Consider the following 16,793-nt stretch of genomic DNA (forward strand, 5'->3'; position numbering starts at 1 on the left):
TGGCAGCGGGCAAATCGGCAAGGCGAAAATAGGGAAGGAGCAATAAAGAATGAGTTATGAACCGACAACTTGGAGCGACGGAGATGTTATTACTGCAGATAAGATGAACAAATTGGAGCAGGGTGTCAAAAATGAGCAGACAGGACCGGCAGGAGATCCCGGTGCTGCTGCTGGCTTTGGAACTCCGACGGCAACAGTAGATGCAAATACAGGAACGCCGGAAGTAACAGTTGAAGCGACTGGACCGGATACGGCAAAAGTCTTTTCCTTTGCATTTAAAAACCTAAAAGGCGAGCCAGGTGCAAAGGGAGATCCGGGCGAGAAGGGAGATCCGGGCGAGAAGGGAGATCCTGGAGCTGGACTTACAGGCAGCGCTTCAGCGCTTGCTGCTCTTGAGTCTCCGGAGTCAGCAGACGCCCCGTCCATTGCAGCAAAGGTAAATGAAGTGATCGCCCAGCTAAAGGCAAGAGGAGTTGTTTCTTAAATGGAACCATATGCAGATATTACATTTTACAAGGGAGATTTCCTAAACGGCAGAGATCCCAAAATACCAGATAAAGAATTTCCTTACTGGTCCATGATGGCAACCGGAACAATACGGGAACATACTTTTTCACGGACTGATACAATGGAAGAGCTTCCAGATGATGTGAAAATGTGTTGCTGTGAAATTGCAGAAAAGCTGTACCAGTGTAACCTTATAAAGGGTGATACTGGTATGGCGCTGCAAAGCTATAGCAATGACGGAGACAGTGGAACTTATAATACTGCTGATATGAGCCAGGAGGCCATAAATAACAGTATTACAGAAATGTTGAATCGGTGGCTCCTTCCTACCGGACTTTTATACTGTGGGGTGTGCGTATGAATCCAAATTATATCCATACCATCACGGTATATAACTGCTTGCGGGCAGAGGATAATTCGAGCAGTATGAAAGACATCTGGCAGAAAACAGTCCTGCATGACTGCTATTACAAGAATGTGATCGGGCGTGTGGACAGTGATAAGACGGCAAGGATGCAGAATGTCTACACTGCCCGCATCCCGCAGTCAGATAATTATATTCCGTACCGTGAATGGGCGCAGAAGCCGGATGCTGCAAGATCATCCTATTTTACATTCAGCCTGGGTGACATTGTTGTGAAGGGTGAGTGTGACGATTTGATCACAGGTGAGTCCCCAAATACAGCTACAGAGTTGCTGCAGAGATATAAGCCTGACGCATTCAAAGTGACAGCCTTTTCCGACAACACCTCTCACAAAATGTCAAAGCACTATAGGGTAGGTGGTTAAATGAGCACAGAAATGCACTGGAACAAACCGATCCCACAGATCGTCCGGGAAGCTACTGGAAATAAGCGGACATTACTTTTTATGGCCCAGGAGGCTAAGAGGCTGATGGATCCCTATGTTCCGGCACGGAACATGGTGCTTTCCCGGAACGTGCGAACCTACGTGGAAGATGACCACGGTGTGGTACATTATCTTTCTCCCTATGCAAGGTTTCAGCACGAAGGCTATCTGATGGTGTCCCGGATCACCGGAAGCCCCTGGGCGGAAAAAGGAGAGAGCAAGGTTGTCACCGGGACAAGGCTAAACTACAGCACTGCGCGTCATCCGCTTGCTACTTCCGAGTGGGAGAAGGCTATGAAGGCAGCCAGGATGGATGATTATGTGCAGGCTGTACAAAACTTTGTTGGAGGGCGATAATATGACGAAGCACGATGCAATGGTGGCTTATATGTCGCCGAAAGTAGAAGAGCTGGCTGGAAGGCTTCTGAATTTCAATGTGTCTCCAGGGAGCGCAGGAAATATTTCTTTCCTGACAAATTACTCCGGGAAGACCAGAAAGAAATATATCCGTGTCGGAGCAGAAAAGGAATATGCTTTTACAATCGTGATAAGCAAAAAGTTTTCAGATGACACGGATGACCTGAACCTGGAGGCAATGAACTTTTCCCAGGGATTTATGGACTGGGTAGATGAACAGGACAGAAAGAAAATCTATCCTGATTTTGGCGGCAAATGCCAGGTAAAGAAACTTGAAAACTTACAGAACATGCCAAACCTTGCCACAGTGGACTGGGAGAACATGATCGCCCAGTATATGCTGCAGTGCAGGGCTATTTATTTTGAAAAGGAGAGATAAGAATATGAAATTAAGTGAACTGATGGCGGGATATACGCCGGAGGCCGACTACGAAGGTTGGGTAACAAATGACGATTATGTGTTTGCTATCGATACGACACCTACAGCGGATTCTCCAACACAGGAAGCAGATTTTGAGGTTGTGGAGATGGGAATCGCCGGATTGGATGCCCAGTTAAATCCAGTTACACAGGATAAGCAGTATATCCGCGCTGGACAGAGCACAACCAAGACCGGTACACAGAGATCATTTGCAGTAACCGGTGACCGTTATGTTGGAGATCCGGCACAGGATTACTGCCTGTCCCATGCAATGAAGTATGGCACAGGAAATGCAGTGGTCACAAACTATGTATATTTCTGTCTGCTGACGGGAAAAGGTGAGAAGGGGCAGTGCTCCATTATCATCAATTCTGATGGTTCCGGTAACGCTGGAGAATCTTCTGCTGTGGATATTGAGTTCCGGAAGATCGGATCCAATCCGGCAGAGTATACTTACGCGGCGGGGGAATAGAACCCGCTGACGATTTAGCCTTAATTGGCAGCGGGCAAATCGGCAAGGCGAAAATAGGGAAGGAGCAATGATGTTATATGAAAATGATAACTGTAAAACTCCAGGGGGCGGAAGTGCAGGCTGCACTTCTTTCCCCTGCTGTCATGAAGAAAGTAGAAGAGGGATTTCTGAATGCTACACTGCAGATCGAAGCGATTGGCAGGAAAGATGAGCTGATGGGATCGGAAGGCATCCGGGCGCAGTGCCAGGTTGTCATCGATTATGTAAGAGACATTTTCGGCGCAGATGCTGCAAGAAAAGTGTTCGGCGAAGAGACGGATTATCTGACCTGTCTGGATGTCCTGGAAGAGATGCAGACCATGTATCCGGATCAGGTAGGCCCGATCATCCGGGAAAGAAACAAACGGATCCGGGAAAATGCAAAGAAAGCAAAAGGTGAGAAATAATGAATTTTGACCTGCTGACAGAAGATCTTCCTAAATCGGTACGGATTCATGGAAAGGAATATCCGATTCAGTGTGACTTCCGGATCGGGATTAAACTGGACGGGATTCTCCGATCAGAACTGGAAGACCAGGAGAAGATCAAGAGGATGCTGGTCCTTTATTTTAAGGACAACATTCCTCCAGATATTCCTGCGGCAATTGATAAGATCATCTGGTTTTACCGGTGCGGGGAGCTCCTGGATAATGAAGATGAAGAAAAGAAAAAGCGCCGATACATCCGGAGAAAGTCAAAGGATCCGGCCTGCGTGCTGACGCAGGATGCACCGTACGTGTATGCGGCGTTTATGGACCAGTACGGGATCGATCTGACCAGTGTTACGTTTATGCATTGGTGGAAATTTATGGCTCTGTTTGAATCTTTGGGCGATGAAACGAAGATGAGCAAGATCATGTATTATCGCCAGGCAAGCACGTCCGGGATGTCAAAAGAGCGCCGTGCTTTCATCAATGAGATGAAGAAGATCTACAAGATTAAAGGCACTAAGAAGATGACCCTCCAGCAGCGGAATCAGCGCTGGAAGGATTATGTAAAAGAAAGGTTTGAAAATAGAGGGTAAGGAATGACAGGGTAAAGCTCCTGTCACCCTCAAAATATGCAATTGAGACACAGTGAAAGGCTGTGTCTTTTTTGCGTCATGTTAGGAGCGTGACGTATGGCAAGTGATGGAACAATTAAGATAACAACAGAACTGGATAATTCGAAAGCCGAGCAGGCCATGTCGAAGCTGGGGAAGATCTTCAAGGCCGGTATTGCGACATTAGGTATTGCAAAGATTGGTTCGGAGATTATGCAGCTTGGCGGCTATGTCTTGCAGACGGGTATCCAGTTCGAGTCTGCATTTGCGGGTGTTGAAAAGACAGTAGACGCTACGGATGCAGAGATACAGCAGTTCCGGAGCGGGATCCGGGATATGGCAAAAGAGATTCCACAGACCGCGGCGGAAATATCTTCCGTGGCGGAGGCTGCCGGCCAGCTGGGGATCCAGAATGAATATATCCTTGGGTTCTCCCGGACGATGTCGGACCTTGGCGTTGCAACAAACATGTCAGCCACAGAGGCAGCAACATCCCTGGCAAGGTTGGCCAATATCACGCAGATGCCGCAGGAAAACTTTGACCGTCTTGGGTCTACGATCGTTGCCCTGGGCAACAACCTGGCCACGACGGAAGCAGAGATTACGGAAATGGCTCTTCGGCTTGCCGGTGCCGGCAACCAGGTGGGTATGACGGAAGCCGAGATCATGGGACTTGCGGGAGCAATCTCATCGGTCGGCATTGAAGCGGATGCCGGTGGATCGGCCGTATCTACAGTCATGACAAAGATGCAGCTTGCCGTTGAGCAGGGTGGAGAGTCGCTGGAACAGTTCGCAAACGTGGCCGGTATGTCGGCAACAGAATTTCAGCAGGCGTTCCGGGAAAATGCAGCGCAGGCGCTTGTTGCATTCGTGGAAGGTCTTGGGAACATGGAATCCCGCGGACAGAGTGCGATCGCTACGCTGGCAGACATGGAGATTACAGAGATCCGGCAGAGGGATGCTCTTCTGCGTCTGGCCGGAGCCGGTGATGTGTTGTCTGAATCTCTTGGTATCGCTACACAGGCATGGGATGAGAACAATGCGCTGACAAACGAGGCAGAGAAGAGATATCAGACGCTGGAAAGCCAGATACAGATCCTGAAGAATAACGTGGATGATTTTGCAATCAGTCTTTATGACGGGATTCGAGATCCCATGGCAGAGGTCGTGTCTGATTCTATCGGATATGTCCAGCGCCTGCAGTCTGCGTTTGAGACAGGTGGCATCAGCGCCACAGCTGCGGAACTGGGAGAAGTATTAGATGATGTGACGGACGACATTGCCGGAACAAGCAAGGCTGCAGCGGGATTAGTAACACCGCTGAAAAACGTGGCTACCACAGGGGCGAATCTTGCCGGCGGAATCCTGCCTGTCATCGGGGCGGGGGCAAAGCTTCTGGCCGAAAATTTTGATGCAGCCCTTCCGGTTGTTGTAGGCGTGACGGCCGGAATGAAAGCATATTCCGCGATCAGCAAAGCAACGGCAACGGCTACGAAAGCAAACGCAGCAGCTACGGCGGCCCTTACAACGATGGAAAAAGCCAATGCACTGCAGTTGGTGGCCACGAATGGCGGCCTGACATTGCGGCAGACGCTTCTGGCCGTATATAATGGTCAGATTACTGCGACAACGGCATTGACGGGACTGTGGACAAAGGCACAGACAGCCTTAAACACGGCGATGAACGCAAACCCGATCGGCGTCGCAGTGGCAGGAACAGCGGCTCTCCTGGCTGTTGGTACAGCTTTGAAAGCTGTGAAAAATCGGGAGACGGAGGCGGAGCGGGAACACTCGCAGGCTCTTCGGGATAACGTCGAGGCGGCAAAGGAAAACCTGGAAGCAGCGCAGGAACGCAAGAGATCCTATGAAGAATTTGTTCAGACGCAGAATGAGCAGGCTGCAGGTGATGTAGCCCAGATGGACAGGCTGCGTCAGCTGAACAATGAACTGAATACCATCGTGGATGCCAATGGCCGGGTGAAGGCTGGAGAAGAAGACCGGGCTGCGTTTATCACATCGCAGTTATCCAGCGCTCTGGGCCTGGAAATATCTATGACTGATGGTGTGATTGGGAATTATCAGGAACTGCAGGGGCAGATCCAAAATCTAATCGAACAGAAGCGGATCGAAGCAGTTATGACTGCCCAGCAGGCCAAGTATGAAGAGGCAGTTGCGAATCAGATGCAGGCGGCATCCGAGGCGTCAGCGGCTTATACGGCTATGAAGCAGGCCGAGAACGATGTCAAACGGGAAAGCGCCGAATTGGATTCACTGGAAAAAGAGCATCAGCAGGCGGTGATTGATGGGAACAAGGCGCTGGTAAGTACTCTTGAGGAAAAGATCAAGAGGCGGCAGGAAGACCTGGATTCCGCGCAGGAAGATTATGAGACACAAAAGGCCGCCTATGAGGAGAACACAGCACTCCTGGCGCAGTATGCAAATGACATTGACATGTACACTGCACTGGCAGAAGCAGCTGCATCCGGGAATGCGGAAGCAATAGAACAGGCAATCAGCCAGATTACAGCAGGTATCAAAACGGCCAGTTCTGCAACAGCGGAAGAACTGCAGCAGCAGGTAGTGGACGTGGCAAACATGGAGAACCTGATCCGCCAGGAGGTGGAAAAAGGTACTCCCGGATTTACCCAAGCCATGTTGACGCAGGCCCAGAGTGCTACAACATCCGCCCTGGAAGAGTTTGCAAAGGTGGCGCCACAGACGGCCGCTGAACTGGCGAAAGTACCGCCGGAAGCGGTGGCTGCGCTGGTGGCCGGAAATATGCGGGGACAGTTATCTGCAGAGGCAAGCGGGGCTGTCCAGGGAATGCTGGAGCAGTTTGACAGCCTGGATGATGAAACCAAGGAAGCATTTGCGATGGCAATCTATGGAGCGTTAGAAGGGCTGGAAGGGTTCGATCAGCTGGCCGATCCGGCAAAAGAAGGTGCAGATGCGTTTCTGGATTCTCTTCGTGAAGCCTTGCAGGAACACTCTCCGTCACGCGCGACAGAAGAAATATTCCGGCTGGCGATGGAGGGCGCTAAAAACGGTATCACAAATAACCAGGAAGGTGTATTGTCTGCAGCTGGAACATTCATTGCAAGTTTCCTGGCGAAATTCCAGGAATCTGGTCTCGGCGAAACGCTGATGGGGATCGGATCAACGGTTATGAGCTTTTTTGGTCTGGGTGTTAGTTCCCAGAGTGAGAACTCAAGGGCAGCTGGCCAGGCGAATGCTAACGCAGCAGATTCCGGCGCGGGAAGCGTGAACCCGTTCGGAACAGGTGGGATCTTCGGCGCACTGTTTGGATCCGGTGTGTCAGGTCAGTCTGGGACTGCGAGAGGGGCAGGATCCACTCTTGCAAGCAGCGCGGACTCCGGCGCGGGAAGTAAGGACCCATCTGGGACAGGCGGAAAGTTCGGTTCGCAGTATGCGTCCGGAGTTGGAAGCAAATCCGGTGAAGCTCGAAACCAAGGAGTTCTTTTAGGGGACAGCGCCGAAGGTGGTGCAAGTACAGCGGACGGAACCTCGTCTGGTTCTAATTTTGGAGCGGGTTTTGTAAGTGGGATTGGTAAATGGCTTGGTAGAGCAGCTTCGGCAGCTGCAGAGTTAGCTATGAGTGCTTATAACGCTTTGAGAAATGCACTGTCCGAGAAATCCCCATCTCGAAAAACAAAAAATTCTGGTAAGAACTTTGACTTAGGTCTTGGCATTGGAATTGATGAAAATGCGGATGTCCCTGTAAAAGCTGTGGAAGATATGGCTGCTCGAACGCTGGATGCGCTTGACCCAGATGCATTGCAGGCTAAGCTGCAGGAACTTGACATCCCGGAAACTATGTCAAAGGTATATTTTGCTGTGGATGATAAGAAATCGAGAGTGGCAGAGAATATGATAGCTACAGTGAAAGCACAAGAAGATCTGGCATGGAAGGAACGGGAGAGGAATCAAACTGTGCAGCTTGCTGATGCAGATATTGAAAAACTGGAAAAAGTACTGGAAAAGGCGACTAAGCGGCCGTTTGTTGTGCAGTCGCTTATCAATGGCAGACAGGCGGCAATTGCAATGGTGGATCCGATGCAGGATCAACTGAATCGTAAGAATAAGCTAAATAAAATGGTATGGAAGGGGGAGAAGTCATGACATATTCCGTGAAATTTAATGGCGTAGAATTGGGAGAGATTATAGATGTCCTGCAAGATTTCACGCCTTCGATAGGAGTTGACTGGTCCCCAGAACTTTTGGGGACTAGCGGAACACGAAAAGGGAGCGAGTTTGCTTATACTACTTATAAAAGCAAGGCGATCCCTATGCCATTTACCATGACAGATGATTTAGAGGAAAAGTATGATAAACTCATGGGAATTCTAAATGTCAGTGAGCCGAAACCGCTGGTTTTCGAAAGCATCCCTGACAGAGTGTTTTATGCTATTCCAAGCGGAGACCTCGACTTTTCGGAAGAAGGCCCATTAGGAGAAGGAACCATCACTTGGATCATCCCTGATGGCGTTGCACACGCTACGGTAGAGAAAAGCTTCCAGGCCGAGACTAATGATAACGGGGAACTGGAAGTTACGGTCGTGAATAATGGGACAGAGGCAGTCCCAGTCAGCTATGAGATAGTACACAACAATCATGATAATGGGTATGTTGGCATTGTATCAGAGTACGGAGCAATACAGATCGGCAAGATTGACGAAGTAGATGGGGAGACTTATAAGCAAAATGAGGTATTGGCAACATTTGAGGATCTGCTTGATCAGCAGGATGATCACGGGACAAACTATATGAACCCTGCCCACAACATGGCTGGCACGCTTGGCGCATCCGTAGAGGAAGGGGAGACCTATCTTGTGCTGACGTCCGAAGGATCTGCACCGCAGGCGGGGAAATGGAACGGCGGTATGCGTACTCTGACCCTGCCGGCGGATTCAGAGGGACATGTCGGCGCAAAAAATTTTTACAGTTATTTCCGGCACTGGTTCGAGTCCGACAAGGAAGGGCAGACTGGTGTCCAGGGCATCGTTTTCCTCGATGCGGACAACAGCGTGATCTGCGGCTATAAGATTTATAAGACGGATGTGGTGGGGAATACCGCTTTTGTGGAGTTTCTTGTGAACGGGAATGTCGTCCGCAAGGAACATTTTACATCAATCTATTATGATACGCTGAACCCATATGACAAGGAACGCGGGCATAACTGTGTCCGCAAAGAGGGCGATAAAATTACAATGTATTACGGTGGGATTTATCAGGTTGTAACTGCGCCGGAGCTGGCAGATGTGGAGTGTAAAAAAGTGCAGATATCAATCTCGCAATATGATGCGAGGGGGTTGTCAGATAAATATGTGAAAAGGAACTGTTTTCGCGCATTTACATTTGAAAAGGTCAATGTGGAGAAATGGCGGGATGTTCCGAACCGATATGTTGCCGGTGATGTGATATTTGTTGACGGGGCGGCTACAAAGATCTACCGGAACGGTATGAATATTACCGGGGATGAGATCACAGGAAGCACCTACTTCCACGCACCGCCTGGAAACACAAAGGTGCAGTTTTTTGTATCGGATTTCTGTGACCCCAAACCAACGATCACAGCAAGGATAAGGGAGGCGTATTTGTAAATGGAAAATGTAAGGATCGCAATTCTGGATCACGCAGATCAGGTGTTGACTTATATGGATAATACCGCGCCGGAAGCTTTGCATTATTACGATGATGAGCTGCATGAGTACCTGCAGGGCAGTGCGTATACATTTGCCTTTGCAACAAGTGCAAAGCATGATGACGGGCAGTATATTGTTGAGGGAAATAAGCTGGCGTTTAAGTGGGCCGGAAAAGACTACTATTTGAATATCGTACATGTGGAGAAGGATGAACAGGAGATCCGGGCAGAGTGTTACGGGCTCCTGTTTGAGCTGCTGAACGAGGAAAAGGAAGCGTACAAAGCATCAAAAGCAATGACATTTGCGGAATACTGGTCAGCATTGGATCCGGAAGGCAGCACGGTTCTTGGACTGAATGAAGTATCTGATAAAACTATCACGCATGAATGGACTGGCACGCAGACACTTCTTGCCAGGCTGTATTCTCTTGCGACAGTGTTTTCGGCGGAAATCGAGTTTGTGACGGAGCTTGCAGACAACTACTCCTTGAAGAGGGTTGTGGCGAATGTGTACCGGGAGCACTCGGACAATTATCAGGGAATCGGGCGGGAGCGGACAGACATTACGCTGCGGTATGGGAAAGAGATCAGCGGGATCACGAAGACATCTGACATCACAGATCTGTATACCGCCATCCGGCCAACCGGAAAAGACGGACTGCAGATCACGAGCCTGGTTAAAACGGAATATGATGAAAATGGCAATATCGAATTCAACAGCCCTTCCGGAGATAACTGCATCCGGGCGGTACAGGCCAGAAACCGCTTCCCGTCGAATTTGACGAAAAAAGAGGACGGGTATATCCTGCGGGTATGGTCCTATGATACTGACAACGCGGAGATGCTGTACGGGCAGGCGCTTGCGGAGCTGAAAAAGATCTGCGAGCCGCAGGTCAGTTATGATGTGGACGGGTATTTTGATACGGCAATCGGAGACACGGTGAATATCGTGGATGAAGAATATACGCCTGTTCTGTATCTGAATGCCAGGGTGTCGGAGCAGATCCGCAGCTTTACGGATCCAACACGAAACAAGACCACATTCAGCAACTTCCGGGAGCTTCAGAGCCAAATTGATCCGTCGCTACTTTCCAAGGTGCAAGCACTGGTTGATGCAAATAAGACTTATACCTGCTCAATTCTTACGGACAATGGCATTGTCTTTAAGAACGGGGAGGGGCAGACAACCTTGACGGCATCTGTGATGGATGCAGGGACAGACCTGACCGATTCCATGACGATTTCATGGAAAAAGGATGGTGTGCTGCAGGAAATGAGCAAATCCATCACTGTCAACGCATCGGATATCAGCGGCAAGGCAGTGTATCGCTTTGAGGCAGTGGACGCTGCGGGAATCCTGCGGGGCGTCTGCGAGGCTACCGTAAGCAATGTGTCTGACGGCGAGAAGGGCGAGAAGGGCGAGAAGGGCGAGAAGGGTGATAAAGGAGATCCCGGGGAGAGAGGGCTTCAGGGCCTGCAGGGAGAGAAAGGCGACCAGGGGATCCCTGGAAAAGATGGGACAGATGGGAAAACCAGCTACACACACATTGCCTACGCCAACAGTGCGGATGGGCAGACGGACTTCTCTGTATCTGACAGTGACCGGGAATATGTTGGAATGTATGTGGACTTCACCGAAACGGACAGCAAGGATCCGGGTGATTACGCCTGGAGCAAGATCAAAGGAGCAGACGGAAGCCAGGGCACGCCTGGGAAACCGGGAGCTGATGGGAAGACCCCATATCTGCATATTGCCTATGCCAACAGTGCAGATGGTTCCAGCGGCTTCTCTGTAACAGATAGCGCCAATAAGCTGTATATCGGGCAATATACTGATTATACTGCGGCAGACAGCAGTAATCCGTCGAAGTATGCCTGGTCTAAGATCAAAGGCGATAAAGGCGATACCGGAGCGAAGGGCGATACCGGCGCAACTGGCCTTCCGGGAGGCTATGGAAACATGCTCATTAAATCAAATGTGCAAGTTTCAAATTCCAATTATCGTGCTGCATTATATCAAACAGATACAGATATTAAGCCAAACACAAAGTATACGGTTGTGATGCGAGGAAGATTTGCAAATAGTGAAGCCAATGCTTATTTGGGAATGTGGTGGAATAACTCAAATGTCGCTGCTGGCAGCATTATAACAACAAAAGACCAGACTGTAACGGTAAGAAAGGTAGTGACATCGCCAAGCACAATTACTAACTCGAGGGATGTTAGATTCTACAATTATCCGTCCGATTCTAGAGTGTGGACAATAATTGAATGGTGTGCAATGTATGAAGGGGATGTAAATGTTCCGTTGTACTGGACCCCATCTTCTGTAGAGCTAAAAGGCGACAAAGGGGACAAAGGAGACAAAGGAGCAACGGGCCCACAAGGTCCTCAAGGACCTACCGGACCAACCGGGGCGGCAGGGAAAGATGGTCAGATGCTGTATGCCACTTGTGGCACCGGATCGGCAACAGTAGCAAAAGTGGCCACATTGGCGGCGGGCAAGCTTACCTTGAAGGCCGGGGCTACGGTGGCGGTGAGGTTTACTTATGCTAACAATGCGGCAAGCCCGACGCTGAATGTTGGAGGGACAGGAGCGAAGGCAATTTATACGCAAGGTGTCCGCTATGCTTACTGGGCGGCAGGAGCGACGGTGATATTTACATACGATGGCTCGTACTGGCGGGTCTGCTCGGAACCGGTGTATGCCAGCACGGCCACGATCGGGAATCCCGGCGGGTATCACGTATATATCGATGGTGATTCGCTGGATATTATGCAAGGGTCTAAGAAAGTCGCATCCTTTAGTGGAAATGGAGTGATGATAACAGGAAACTCTGGAGACCAGACGTTTGCTTTTGATGGAAAAAGCCTAAGTGTTTATCCAAACAATGACTTTGGAAATCTTGGACAGGTTTCATTTACCGTTGATGGAAACGGGATAATATCGTTTGAGCGGCAGCCAAAGGTTCAGAATTATCCAATACCATATTTCAAAGACTATGAGATTGCATTAACAACGGAAAGCGTATTGATCAATAGCGGGGCTAGGTCAGATCTTGTGGTTACGTTCGAAAAGAGTCATAGTTCAGCTCCAGATGTTGTTATTGCTACGCCATATACATCTACCGCCGGTGGCGTGGAATGTGCGGTCAAAAACTTCACAAAAACTGGCTTCACCGCGAACATGAAAAACGGCGGGGCTTCGGCTGCATACTTTAAAGTATGCTATTTAGCAGTATGGTTTTAAGCAGGAGGAATATATGGGGATCAGGGACAGACCGTAACAGGTCTTATTTTTATTGCATAAAAAATTAAGGAGAAGAATTTCGATGAAAGAACTGCTATTAGAGACGTATACCATTATACTTCCGATTCTTCTTGGATATATTGTCTGGTTGCTTAAGAGACAGAACAAAAAGCGTGATGCGAATAGTAAGGGGACTATGCTCCTATTGCGTGTACAGCTTATAGAGTATCATGAGGAATGGATGGCACGGGGGTATGTTACGAAACATGGGATCCAGAATTTTATTGAGATGTACGAAGCATATCATTCCCTGGGAGGAAACGGCATGGTCACACATCTCCTGGAAGAAGTAGAAGAGTTGCCGATTAAAAATTAAAAGAGAGGTAAAACAAATGGAACAGATTATGAATTATGTGAAACCGGAACTGATCGTTGTGGCGGTAGTCCTGTACTTTATCGGTATGGGGCTGAAACAGGCGCAGGCTGTGAAGGATAAGCATATCCCGATTATCTTGGGATGCGTTGGCATTGCGCTGTGCGCTATCTGGGTGCTGGGTAACAGTCCATTGGGAACCGGACAGGACATTGCAATGGCGGTATTCACAGCGATTGTCCAGGGAATCCTGGTGGCAGGATTGTCTACTTATATTAATCAGATTGTCAAACAGGCAAATAAAAATGAATGACAATGAGATTGATAGAATTATCCGGGAGCATAGTTATGTGCTCCCGGCATCTGTATATATTATGATCTGCCGCAGTGAGCAAGTGGATCATGTGCGCCGGGACGGTGACTGGATTGATGTCTGGACCAGAACCGCCGGGCACTGGCGGATAAGGATTGTATAGCGTTGCGACGCCGCAACAGAAAGGAGATATAATGAGTAAGATTGACATGTATTGTAATTGGATGATTGAGCTGGCTAATAATCCGCTGCACGGTTATGACCAGCAATATCGGTGGGGCGAGAAAGGGGATTATGATTGCTCCAGTGCGGTCATCAGTGCATTAGAACACGCCGGGATCCCGGCGAAGAGTAAAGGGGCGACCTACACGGGTAACATGTACTTTGTGCTGACAAAACTTGGATTTGTCGATGTGTCTGGAAGTGTGAACCGTGCCACAGGAAGCGGAATGAAAAAAGGCGACATCTTGTTAAACCACACTTATCACGTGGCGGTTCATCTTGGGAACGGCCAGTTAGTTCAGGCCAGCATCAATGAAAAAGGAACGGCCACTGGAGGGACCCCGGGCGATCAGACGGGGAACGAAACGAACATCCGGGCGTATTATAACTATCCTTGGGACTGTGTGCTCAGATATCAGGGGCAGGGGCTTGGAGCCCCGGTGTTCATCAAAAAGAAGGAGACACTGGACATCGGCTTTAACTTCTCGATGCCAGGGAACCTGGGACGGTTTAAGTGGCTGCTGTACGACGTGGCAAAGGGTACCTGGGAGACGCTGGTGGACTGGACAGCCAGCAACTGGATCTGCCTAAAAAAAAACAAGAGTGGATCCGGCTACCTGGTGCAGTGCCAGCTTTATGATCTTGATCAGAAAAATGCACATTTGATCGACACCAAGACCATCGGCACGGATGCCGGTACCGGTACTGTGATCAATGGCACATATGCTGCCTACCGGAGTGACGGCAGCATCCTGATCGGCTGCTCATCTAATAATGCGGATGCGTCGCTGAAGATGAAGGTCTACAACTGCACGATCCAGAAATGGTTCACGCAGTTCGATGGCCAGTGGGCGAGCTTTGTCCCGGATCCGGGGACGAACTACATCATCCAGTTCGAGGCCTATGCCCAGGACGGCACTCTGCTTGACTACAAAGCGGTCGGCGTATAATGAGATTCCCGGGGCCGCCAAAAGCTCCGGGGATATTTGGAATATTGTACCATCTTTTGTAAAAAAACAGTTTGCTCCATGTTTGCTCCATATTGTAATTTGAGAATCAAAAACCCCTTGAAAACGCTGTGTTTTCAAGGGGTTATAAAAAATAGAAAATGCGGAGAAAGGGACTTGAACCCTCACAGGATTGCTCCCACTAGAACCTGAATCTAGCGCGTCTGCCATTCCGCCATCTCCGCTCGACAAAAAGTATCATACCATAAAATAATCTGTTTGGCAAATACTTTTTGCATTTTTTTTGAAAAATTTTTTGCCGGCTTATGGATGGATTTCGATTCCGTTGACTTCCAGGTGGTCGTCAATGGCGATCACCAGACAGCGCCGGCCGTCGATCTCCCGGGTTTCCACCAGGTCGGAACGCTCCGGATTGACCTTGACGATCACGTCAGGCGTTTCAATCTGGAAGGTGCGGGTGCTGGCGATGTTGGAGGCAAGCACGGTTTTCTGTTCTCCCATGACATCCTCAAATTCCCGGTCAAAGGCCGACATCTGCTCCTCGGACGCGCCGCTTCTTTCCAGCAGCCGTTTGATGTCGGGACGGGATAATTCCAGCGGCTCCGGCGCCTCTTTGGCTTCCTCCAGCATTTCATTCAGATTGTCGTGGATATTACGGATGGTTTCATAATCGCAGGAAGTTCCCAGAGTATCGCTGACAATGGCCTGGAAGGAGGTTTTCTGGTCGCCTGCACTTAGTGGGATCTCGCTTCCCAGAACATTACTGATAAAGTCCGGGCTTAACTCTTCGGGCTTTTTGCTGTAGTAGAGAACCTGGTGGACGTTGGACGCCCGGTCAGTAAAGGCCGGGAAGAGGAATCCCTTCACGGGCATATCCACCACCCAGTCACGGATCCGGTCCTCGATATTGTTGGTGTGGGCGTTGTAGCTTAGGCCGGCTTTGCTTAAGTTCACCGGGCAGATGCTGCACATCAGATGTTCATAGACCGTATCCGAAGCGTCGAACATTTCCTCGCCGTCGGAAGCTTTTCCGGGCACATCGTAGACCGCGTGGATCAGGATAATGTAATAATTTTCCGGGTAATCGTAGGATTCGATGACCTTATCATAAAATTCTTCCACCAGCAGATCGTCTTCCAGTCTGCTTTCCCGCAGCTTCAGGAGAAATTCCTGGGTGCCGCCGGAGAGTTCCTGTTCCAGAGGAAACTCCATGTTGATCATATTTTTCCCCAGGGTGCCGGAAAGGGTATGGCGGAAGATGTCAAAATATTTGAAAGCTTCTTCTTCCGGAAGGGAAAGAAAGGCTTTTTTTAATTCGGATTTTTTCTCTTTTTCGTGATCCACATAACAGCCGCAGATCCGGGTGATGGCGCAGTTTTCCGGAGTAAACTGCCGGCGGATCTCGAGAATCTCTTTTTTGTTCATAACATGCACTTCCTTGTCTGTGAAACTGTTCCGCAGTTTGCGGACGTGAAAATAGAATACCACAATAATTATACATTGTAAACGAATTGTCATTCTATTATAATAGAGAGTAGATACATGTCAAAATAAAGAAAAGAGAGGAAAAACAGATGGGAAGTATATTTGACATTTTAGGACCGGTCATGGTAGGACCTTCCAGCTCCCACACGGCAGGAGCAGTACGTATCGGCCAGATTGCCAGACAGCTGTTTGGTGTGCAGCCGCAAAAAGCCACCGTATATCTTCACGGTTCCTTTGCGGCGACAGGCAAAGGGCATGGTACAGACAAAGCGCTGGTCGCAGGACTTCTGGGGATGAAGCCGGACGATATGCGGATCCCGCACAGCTTTGAGATCGCGAAGGAACAGGGGATGGACTTTGTGATTGAGAATAAGGATCTGAAAGGAGCGCACCCCAATACCGCACGGATCGTTATGGATGCGGAAGGGAAAAAGACGATGACGATCCAGGCTTATTCCATTGGCGGCGGACGGATCCGCGTCAGCAGCCTGGACGGGATCGATGTGAATTTCAGTGGCGAGAGCAACACGCTGATCGTGCGGAACGTGGACCAGCCCGGACGGATCGGAGAAGTTTCCGCGGCGCTTAGCAAGGAAAATGTAAATATTGCTACGATGACTGTTTTCCGCGATAAGAGAGGCGGATTTGCGGTGATGGTAGTGGAGACGGACCAGGTGGTTTCCGAAGAAGTGATCCACACGCTGGAGAGCAAGGAAGGCATCCTGAAGGTCATTTTCCTGAAGGCAAATGGAGCGTAGAGTCTAAGAAAGTGG

17 protein-coding genes and 1 tRNA gene are annotated in these 16,793 nt (G+C 49.4%); 16 read left to right on the plus strand and 2 right to left on the minus strand.

Annotated features, from left to right (window positions below; genetic code table 11):
• Positions 1 to 49 precede the first annotated feature (49 nt).
• From ABGT54_RS05955 to ABGT54_RS06025, 15 genes are all read left to right on the plus strand, one after another.
• A complete protein-coding gene (locus ABGT54_RS05955; RefSeq protein ID WP_346663249.1) occupies positions 50 to 484 on the plus strand; it encodes a hypothetical protein in 435 nt (144 codons plus the stop codon).
• On the plus strand, positions 485 to 868 hold the full coding sequence (locus ABGT54_RS05960) for a hypothetical protein (protein ID WP_346663250.1): 384 nt from the start codon (positions 485 to 487) through the stop codon (positions 866 to 868).
• Positions 865 to 1,296, plus strand: a complete 432-nt coding sequence (locus ABGT54_RS05965) for a DUF6751 family protein (protein ID WP_346663251.1) — start codon at positions 865 to 867, stop codon at positions 1,294 to 1,296. Before ABGT54_RS05960 ends, ABGT54_RS05965 begins: the two co-directional genes overlap by 4 nt.
• A complete protein-coding gene (locus tag ABGT54_RS05970; RefSeq protein ID WP_346663252.1) occupies positions 1,297 to 1,713 on the plus strand; it encodes a minor capsid protein in 417 nt (138 codons plus the stop codon).
• A gap of 1 nt (position 1,714) precedes the next feature.
• A complete protein-coding gene (locus ABGT54_RS05975; RefSeq protein WP_346663253.1) occupies positions 1,715 to 2,152 on the plus strand; it encodes a hypothetical protein in 438 nt (145 codons plus the stop codon).
• Positions 2,153 to 2,156: 4 nt separating this feature from the next.
• Entirely contained in the window at positions 2,157 to 2,666 is a 510-nt protein-coding gene (locus ABGT54_RS05980; RefSeq protein ID WP_346663254.1) for a hypothetical protein, read from the plus strand.
• Positions 2,667 to 2,743: 77 nt separating this feature from the next.
• Positions 2,744 to 3,112 (plus strand): DUF6673 family protein, encoded by a 369-nt coding sequence (locus tag ABGT54_RS05985; RefSeq protein ID WP_346663255.1) that lies wholly within the window; start codon positions 2,744 to 2,746, stop codon positions 3,110 to 3,112.
• Positions 3,112 to 3,729 (plus strand): bacteriophage Gp15 family protein, encoded by a 618-nt coding sequence (locus ABGT54_RS05990; RefSeq protein ID WP_346663256.1) that lies wholly within the window; start codon positions 3,112 to 3,114, stop codon positions 3,727 to 3,729. The genes ABGT54_RS05985 and ABGT54_RS05990 overlap by 1 nt, the downstream gene beginning before the upstream one ends.
• Before the next feature lie 96 nt (positions 3,730 to 3,825).
• Positions 3,826 to 7,887: a phage tail tape measure protein gene (locus ABGT54_RS05995; RefSeq protein ID WP_346663257.1), complete on the plus strand. Its 4,062-nt coding sequence runs from the start codon at positions 3,826 to 3,828 to the stop codon at positions 7,885 to 7,887.
• Complete coding sequence (locus tag ABGT54_RS06000) at positions 7,884 to 9,368, plus strand: distal tail protein Dit (protein ID WP_346663258.1); 1,485 nt, start codon at positions 7,884 to 7,886, stop codon at positions 9,366 to 9,368. The genes ABGT54_RS05995 and ABGT54_RS06000 overlap by 4 nt, the downstream gene beginning before the upstream one ends.
• Entirely contained in the window at positions 9,369 to 12,659 is a 3,291-nt protein-coding gene (locus tag ABGT54_RS06005; RefSeq protein ID WP_346663259.1) for a phage tail spike protein, read from the plus strand. It begins immediately after the preceding gene.
• 82 nt (positions 12,660 to 12,741) lie between these two features.
• Positions 12,742 to 13,035: a hypothetical protein gene (locus tag ABGT54_RS06010; protein ID WP_346663260.1), complete on the plus strand. Its 294-nt coding sequence runs from the start codon at positions 12,742 to 12,744 to the stop codon at positions 13,033 to 13,035.
• Positions 13,036 to 13,051: 16 nt separating this feature from the next.
• On the plus strand, positions 13,052 to 13,345 hold the full coding sequence (locus ABGT54_RS06015; protein ID WP_346663261.1) for a phage holin family protein: 294 nt from the start codon (positions 13,052 to 13,054) through the stop codon (positions 13,343 to 13,345).
• Positions 13,338 to 13,508: a hypothetical protein gene (locus tag ABGT54_RS06020; RefSeq protein WP_346663262.1), complete on the plus strand. Its 171-nt coding sequence runs from the start codon at positions 13,338 to 13,340 to the stop codon at positions 13,506 to 13,508. Before ABGT54_RS06015 ends, ABGT54_RS06020 begins: the two co-directional genes overlap by 8 nt.
• Before the next feature lie 31 nt (positions 13,509 to 13,539).
• Complete coding sequence (locus ABGT54_RS06025) at positions 13,540 to 14,517, plus strand: NlpC/P60 family protein (RefSeq protein WP_346663263.1); 978 nt, start codon at positions 13,540 to 13,542, stop codon at positions 14,515 to 14,517.
• Positions 14,518 to 14,676: 159 nt separating this feature from the next.
• On the opposite strand, the gene ABGT54_RS06030 is transcribed toward ABGT54_RS06025, so the two are convergent.
• Positions 14,677 to 14,759, minus strand: a tRNA-Leu gene (locus ABGT54_RS06030).
• Positions 14,760 to 14,838: 79 nt separating this feature from the next.
• Positions 14,839 to 15,960, minus strand: coding sequence for a DUF4317 domain-containing protein (locus ABGT54_RS06035; RefSeq protein WP_346663264.1), 1,122 nt, complete (start codon positions 15,958 to 15,960; stop codon positions 14,839 to 14,841).
• A gap of 149 nt (positions 15,961 to 16,109) precedes the next feature.
• Here ABGT54_RS06035 and sdaAB point away from each other — a divergent pair, with 149 nt between their 5' ends.
• On the plus strand, positions 16,110 to 16,778 hold the full coding sequence (gene sdaAB, locus ABGT54_RS06040) for an L-serine ammonia-lyase, iron-sulfur-dependent subunit beta (protein WP_346663265.1): 669 nt from the start codon (positions 16,110 to 16,112) through the stop codon (positions 16,776 to 16,778).
• Positions 16,779 to 16,793: the final 15 nt, after the last annotated feature.

It is taken from the genome of uncultured Merdimonas sp. (genome assembly GCF_963929015.1).
Classification (GTDB): domain Bacteria; phylum Bacillota; class Clostridia; order Lachnospirales; family Lachnospiraceae; genus Merdimonas.

Coding starts and splice junctions, on each gene's coding strand:
- ABGT54_RS06025 (WP_346663263.1), top strand. CDS start 13,540: ATGAGTAAGATTGACATGTATTGTAATTGGATGATTGAGCTGGCTAAT.
- ABGT54_RS06020 (WP_346663262.1), top strand. CDS start 13,338: ATGAATGACAATGAGATTGATAGAATTATCCGGGAGCATAGTTATGTG.
- ABGT54_RS05980 (WP_346663254.1), top strand. CDS start 2,157: ATGAAATTAAGTGAACTGATGGCGGGATATACGCCGGAGGCCGACTAC.
- ABGT54_RS05965 (WP_346663251.1), top strand. CDS start 865: ATGAATCCAAATTATATCCATACCATCACGGTATATAACTGCTTGCGG.
- ABGT54_RS05995 (WP_346663257.1), top strand. CDS start 3,826: ATGGCAAGTGATGGAACAATTAAGATAACAACAGAACTGGATAATTCG.
- ABGT54_RS05975 (WP_346663253.1), top strand. CDS start 1,715: ATGACGAAGCACGATGCAATGGTGGCTTATATGTCGCCGAAAGTAGAA.
- ABGT54_RS06035 (WP_346663264.1), bottom strand. CDS start 15,960: ATGAACAAAAAAGAGATTCTCGAGATCCGCCGGCAGTTTACTCCGGAA.
- ABGT54_RS05960 (WP_346663250.1), top strand. CDS start 485: ATGGAACCATATGCAGATATTACATTTTACAAGGGAGATTTCCTAAAC.
- ABGT54_RS05985 (WP_346663255.1), top strand. CDS start 2,744: ATGAAAATGATAACTGTAAAACTCCAGGGGGCGGAAGTGCAGGCTGCA.
- ABGT54_RS06005 (WP_346663259.1), top strand. CDS start 9,369: ATGGAAAATGTAAGGATCGCAATTCTGGATCACGCAGATCAGGTGTTG.
- ABGT54_RS05990 (WP_346663256.1), top strand. CDS start 3,112: ATGAATTTTGACCTGCTGACAGAAGATCTTCCTAAATCGGTACGGATT.
- ABGT54_RS05955 (WP_346663249.1), top strand. CDS start 50: ATGAGTTATGAACCGACAACTTGGAGCGACGGAGATGTTATTACTGCA.
- ABGT54_RS06000 (WP_346663258.1), top strand. CDS start 7,884: ATGACATATTCCGTGAAATTTAATGGCGTAGAATTGGGAGAGATTATA.
- sdaAB (WP_346663265.1), top strand. CDS start 16,110: ATGGGAAGTATATTTGACATTTTAGGACCGGTCATGGTAGGACCTTCC.
- ABGT54_RS06015 (WP_346663261.1), top strand. CDS start 13,052: ATGGAACAGATTATGAATTATGTGAAACCGGAACTGATCGTTGTGGCG.
- ABGT54_RS05970 (WP_346663252.1), top strand. CDS start 1,297: ATGAGCACAGAAATGCACTGGAACAAACCGATCCCACAGATCGTCCGG.
- ABGT54_RS06010 (WP_346663260.1), top strand. CDS start 12,742: ATGAAAGAACTGCTATTAGAGACGTATACCATTATACTTCCGATTCTT.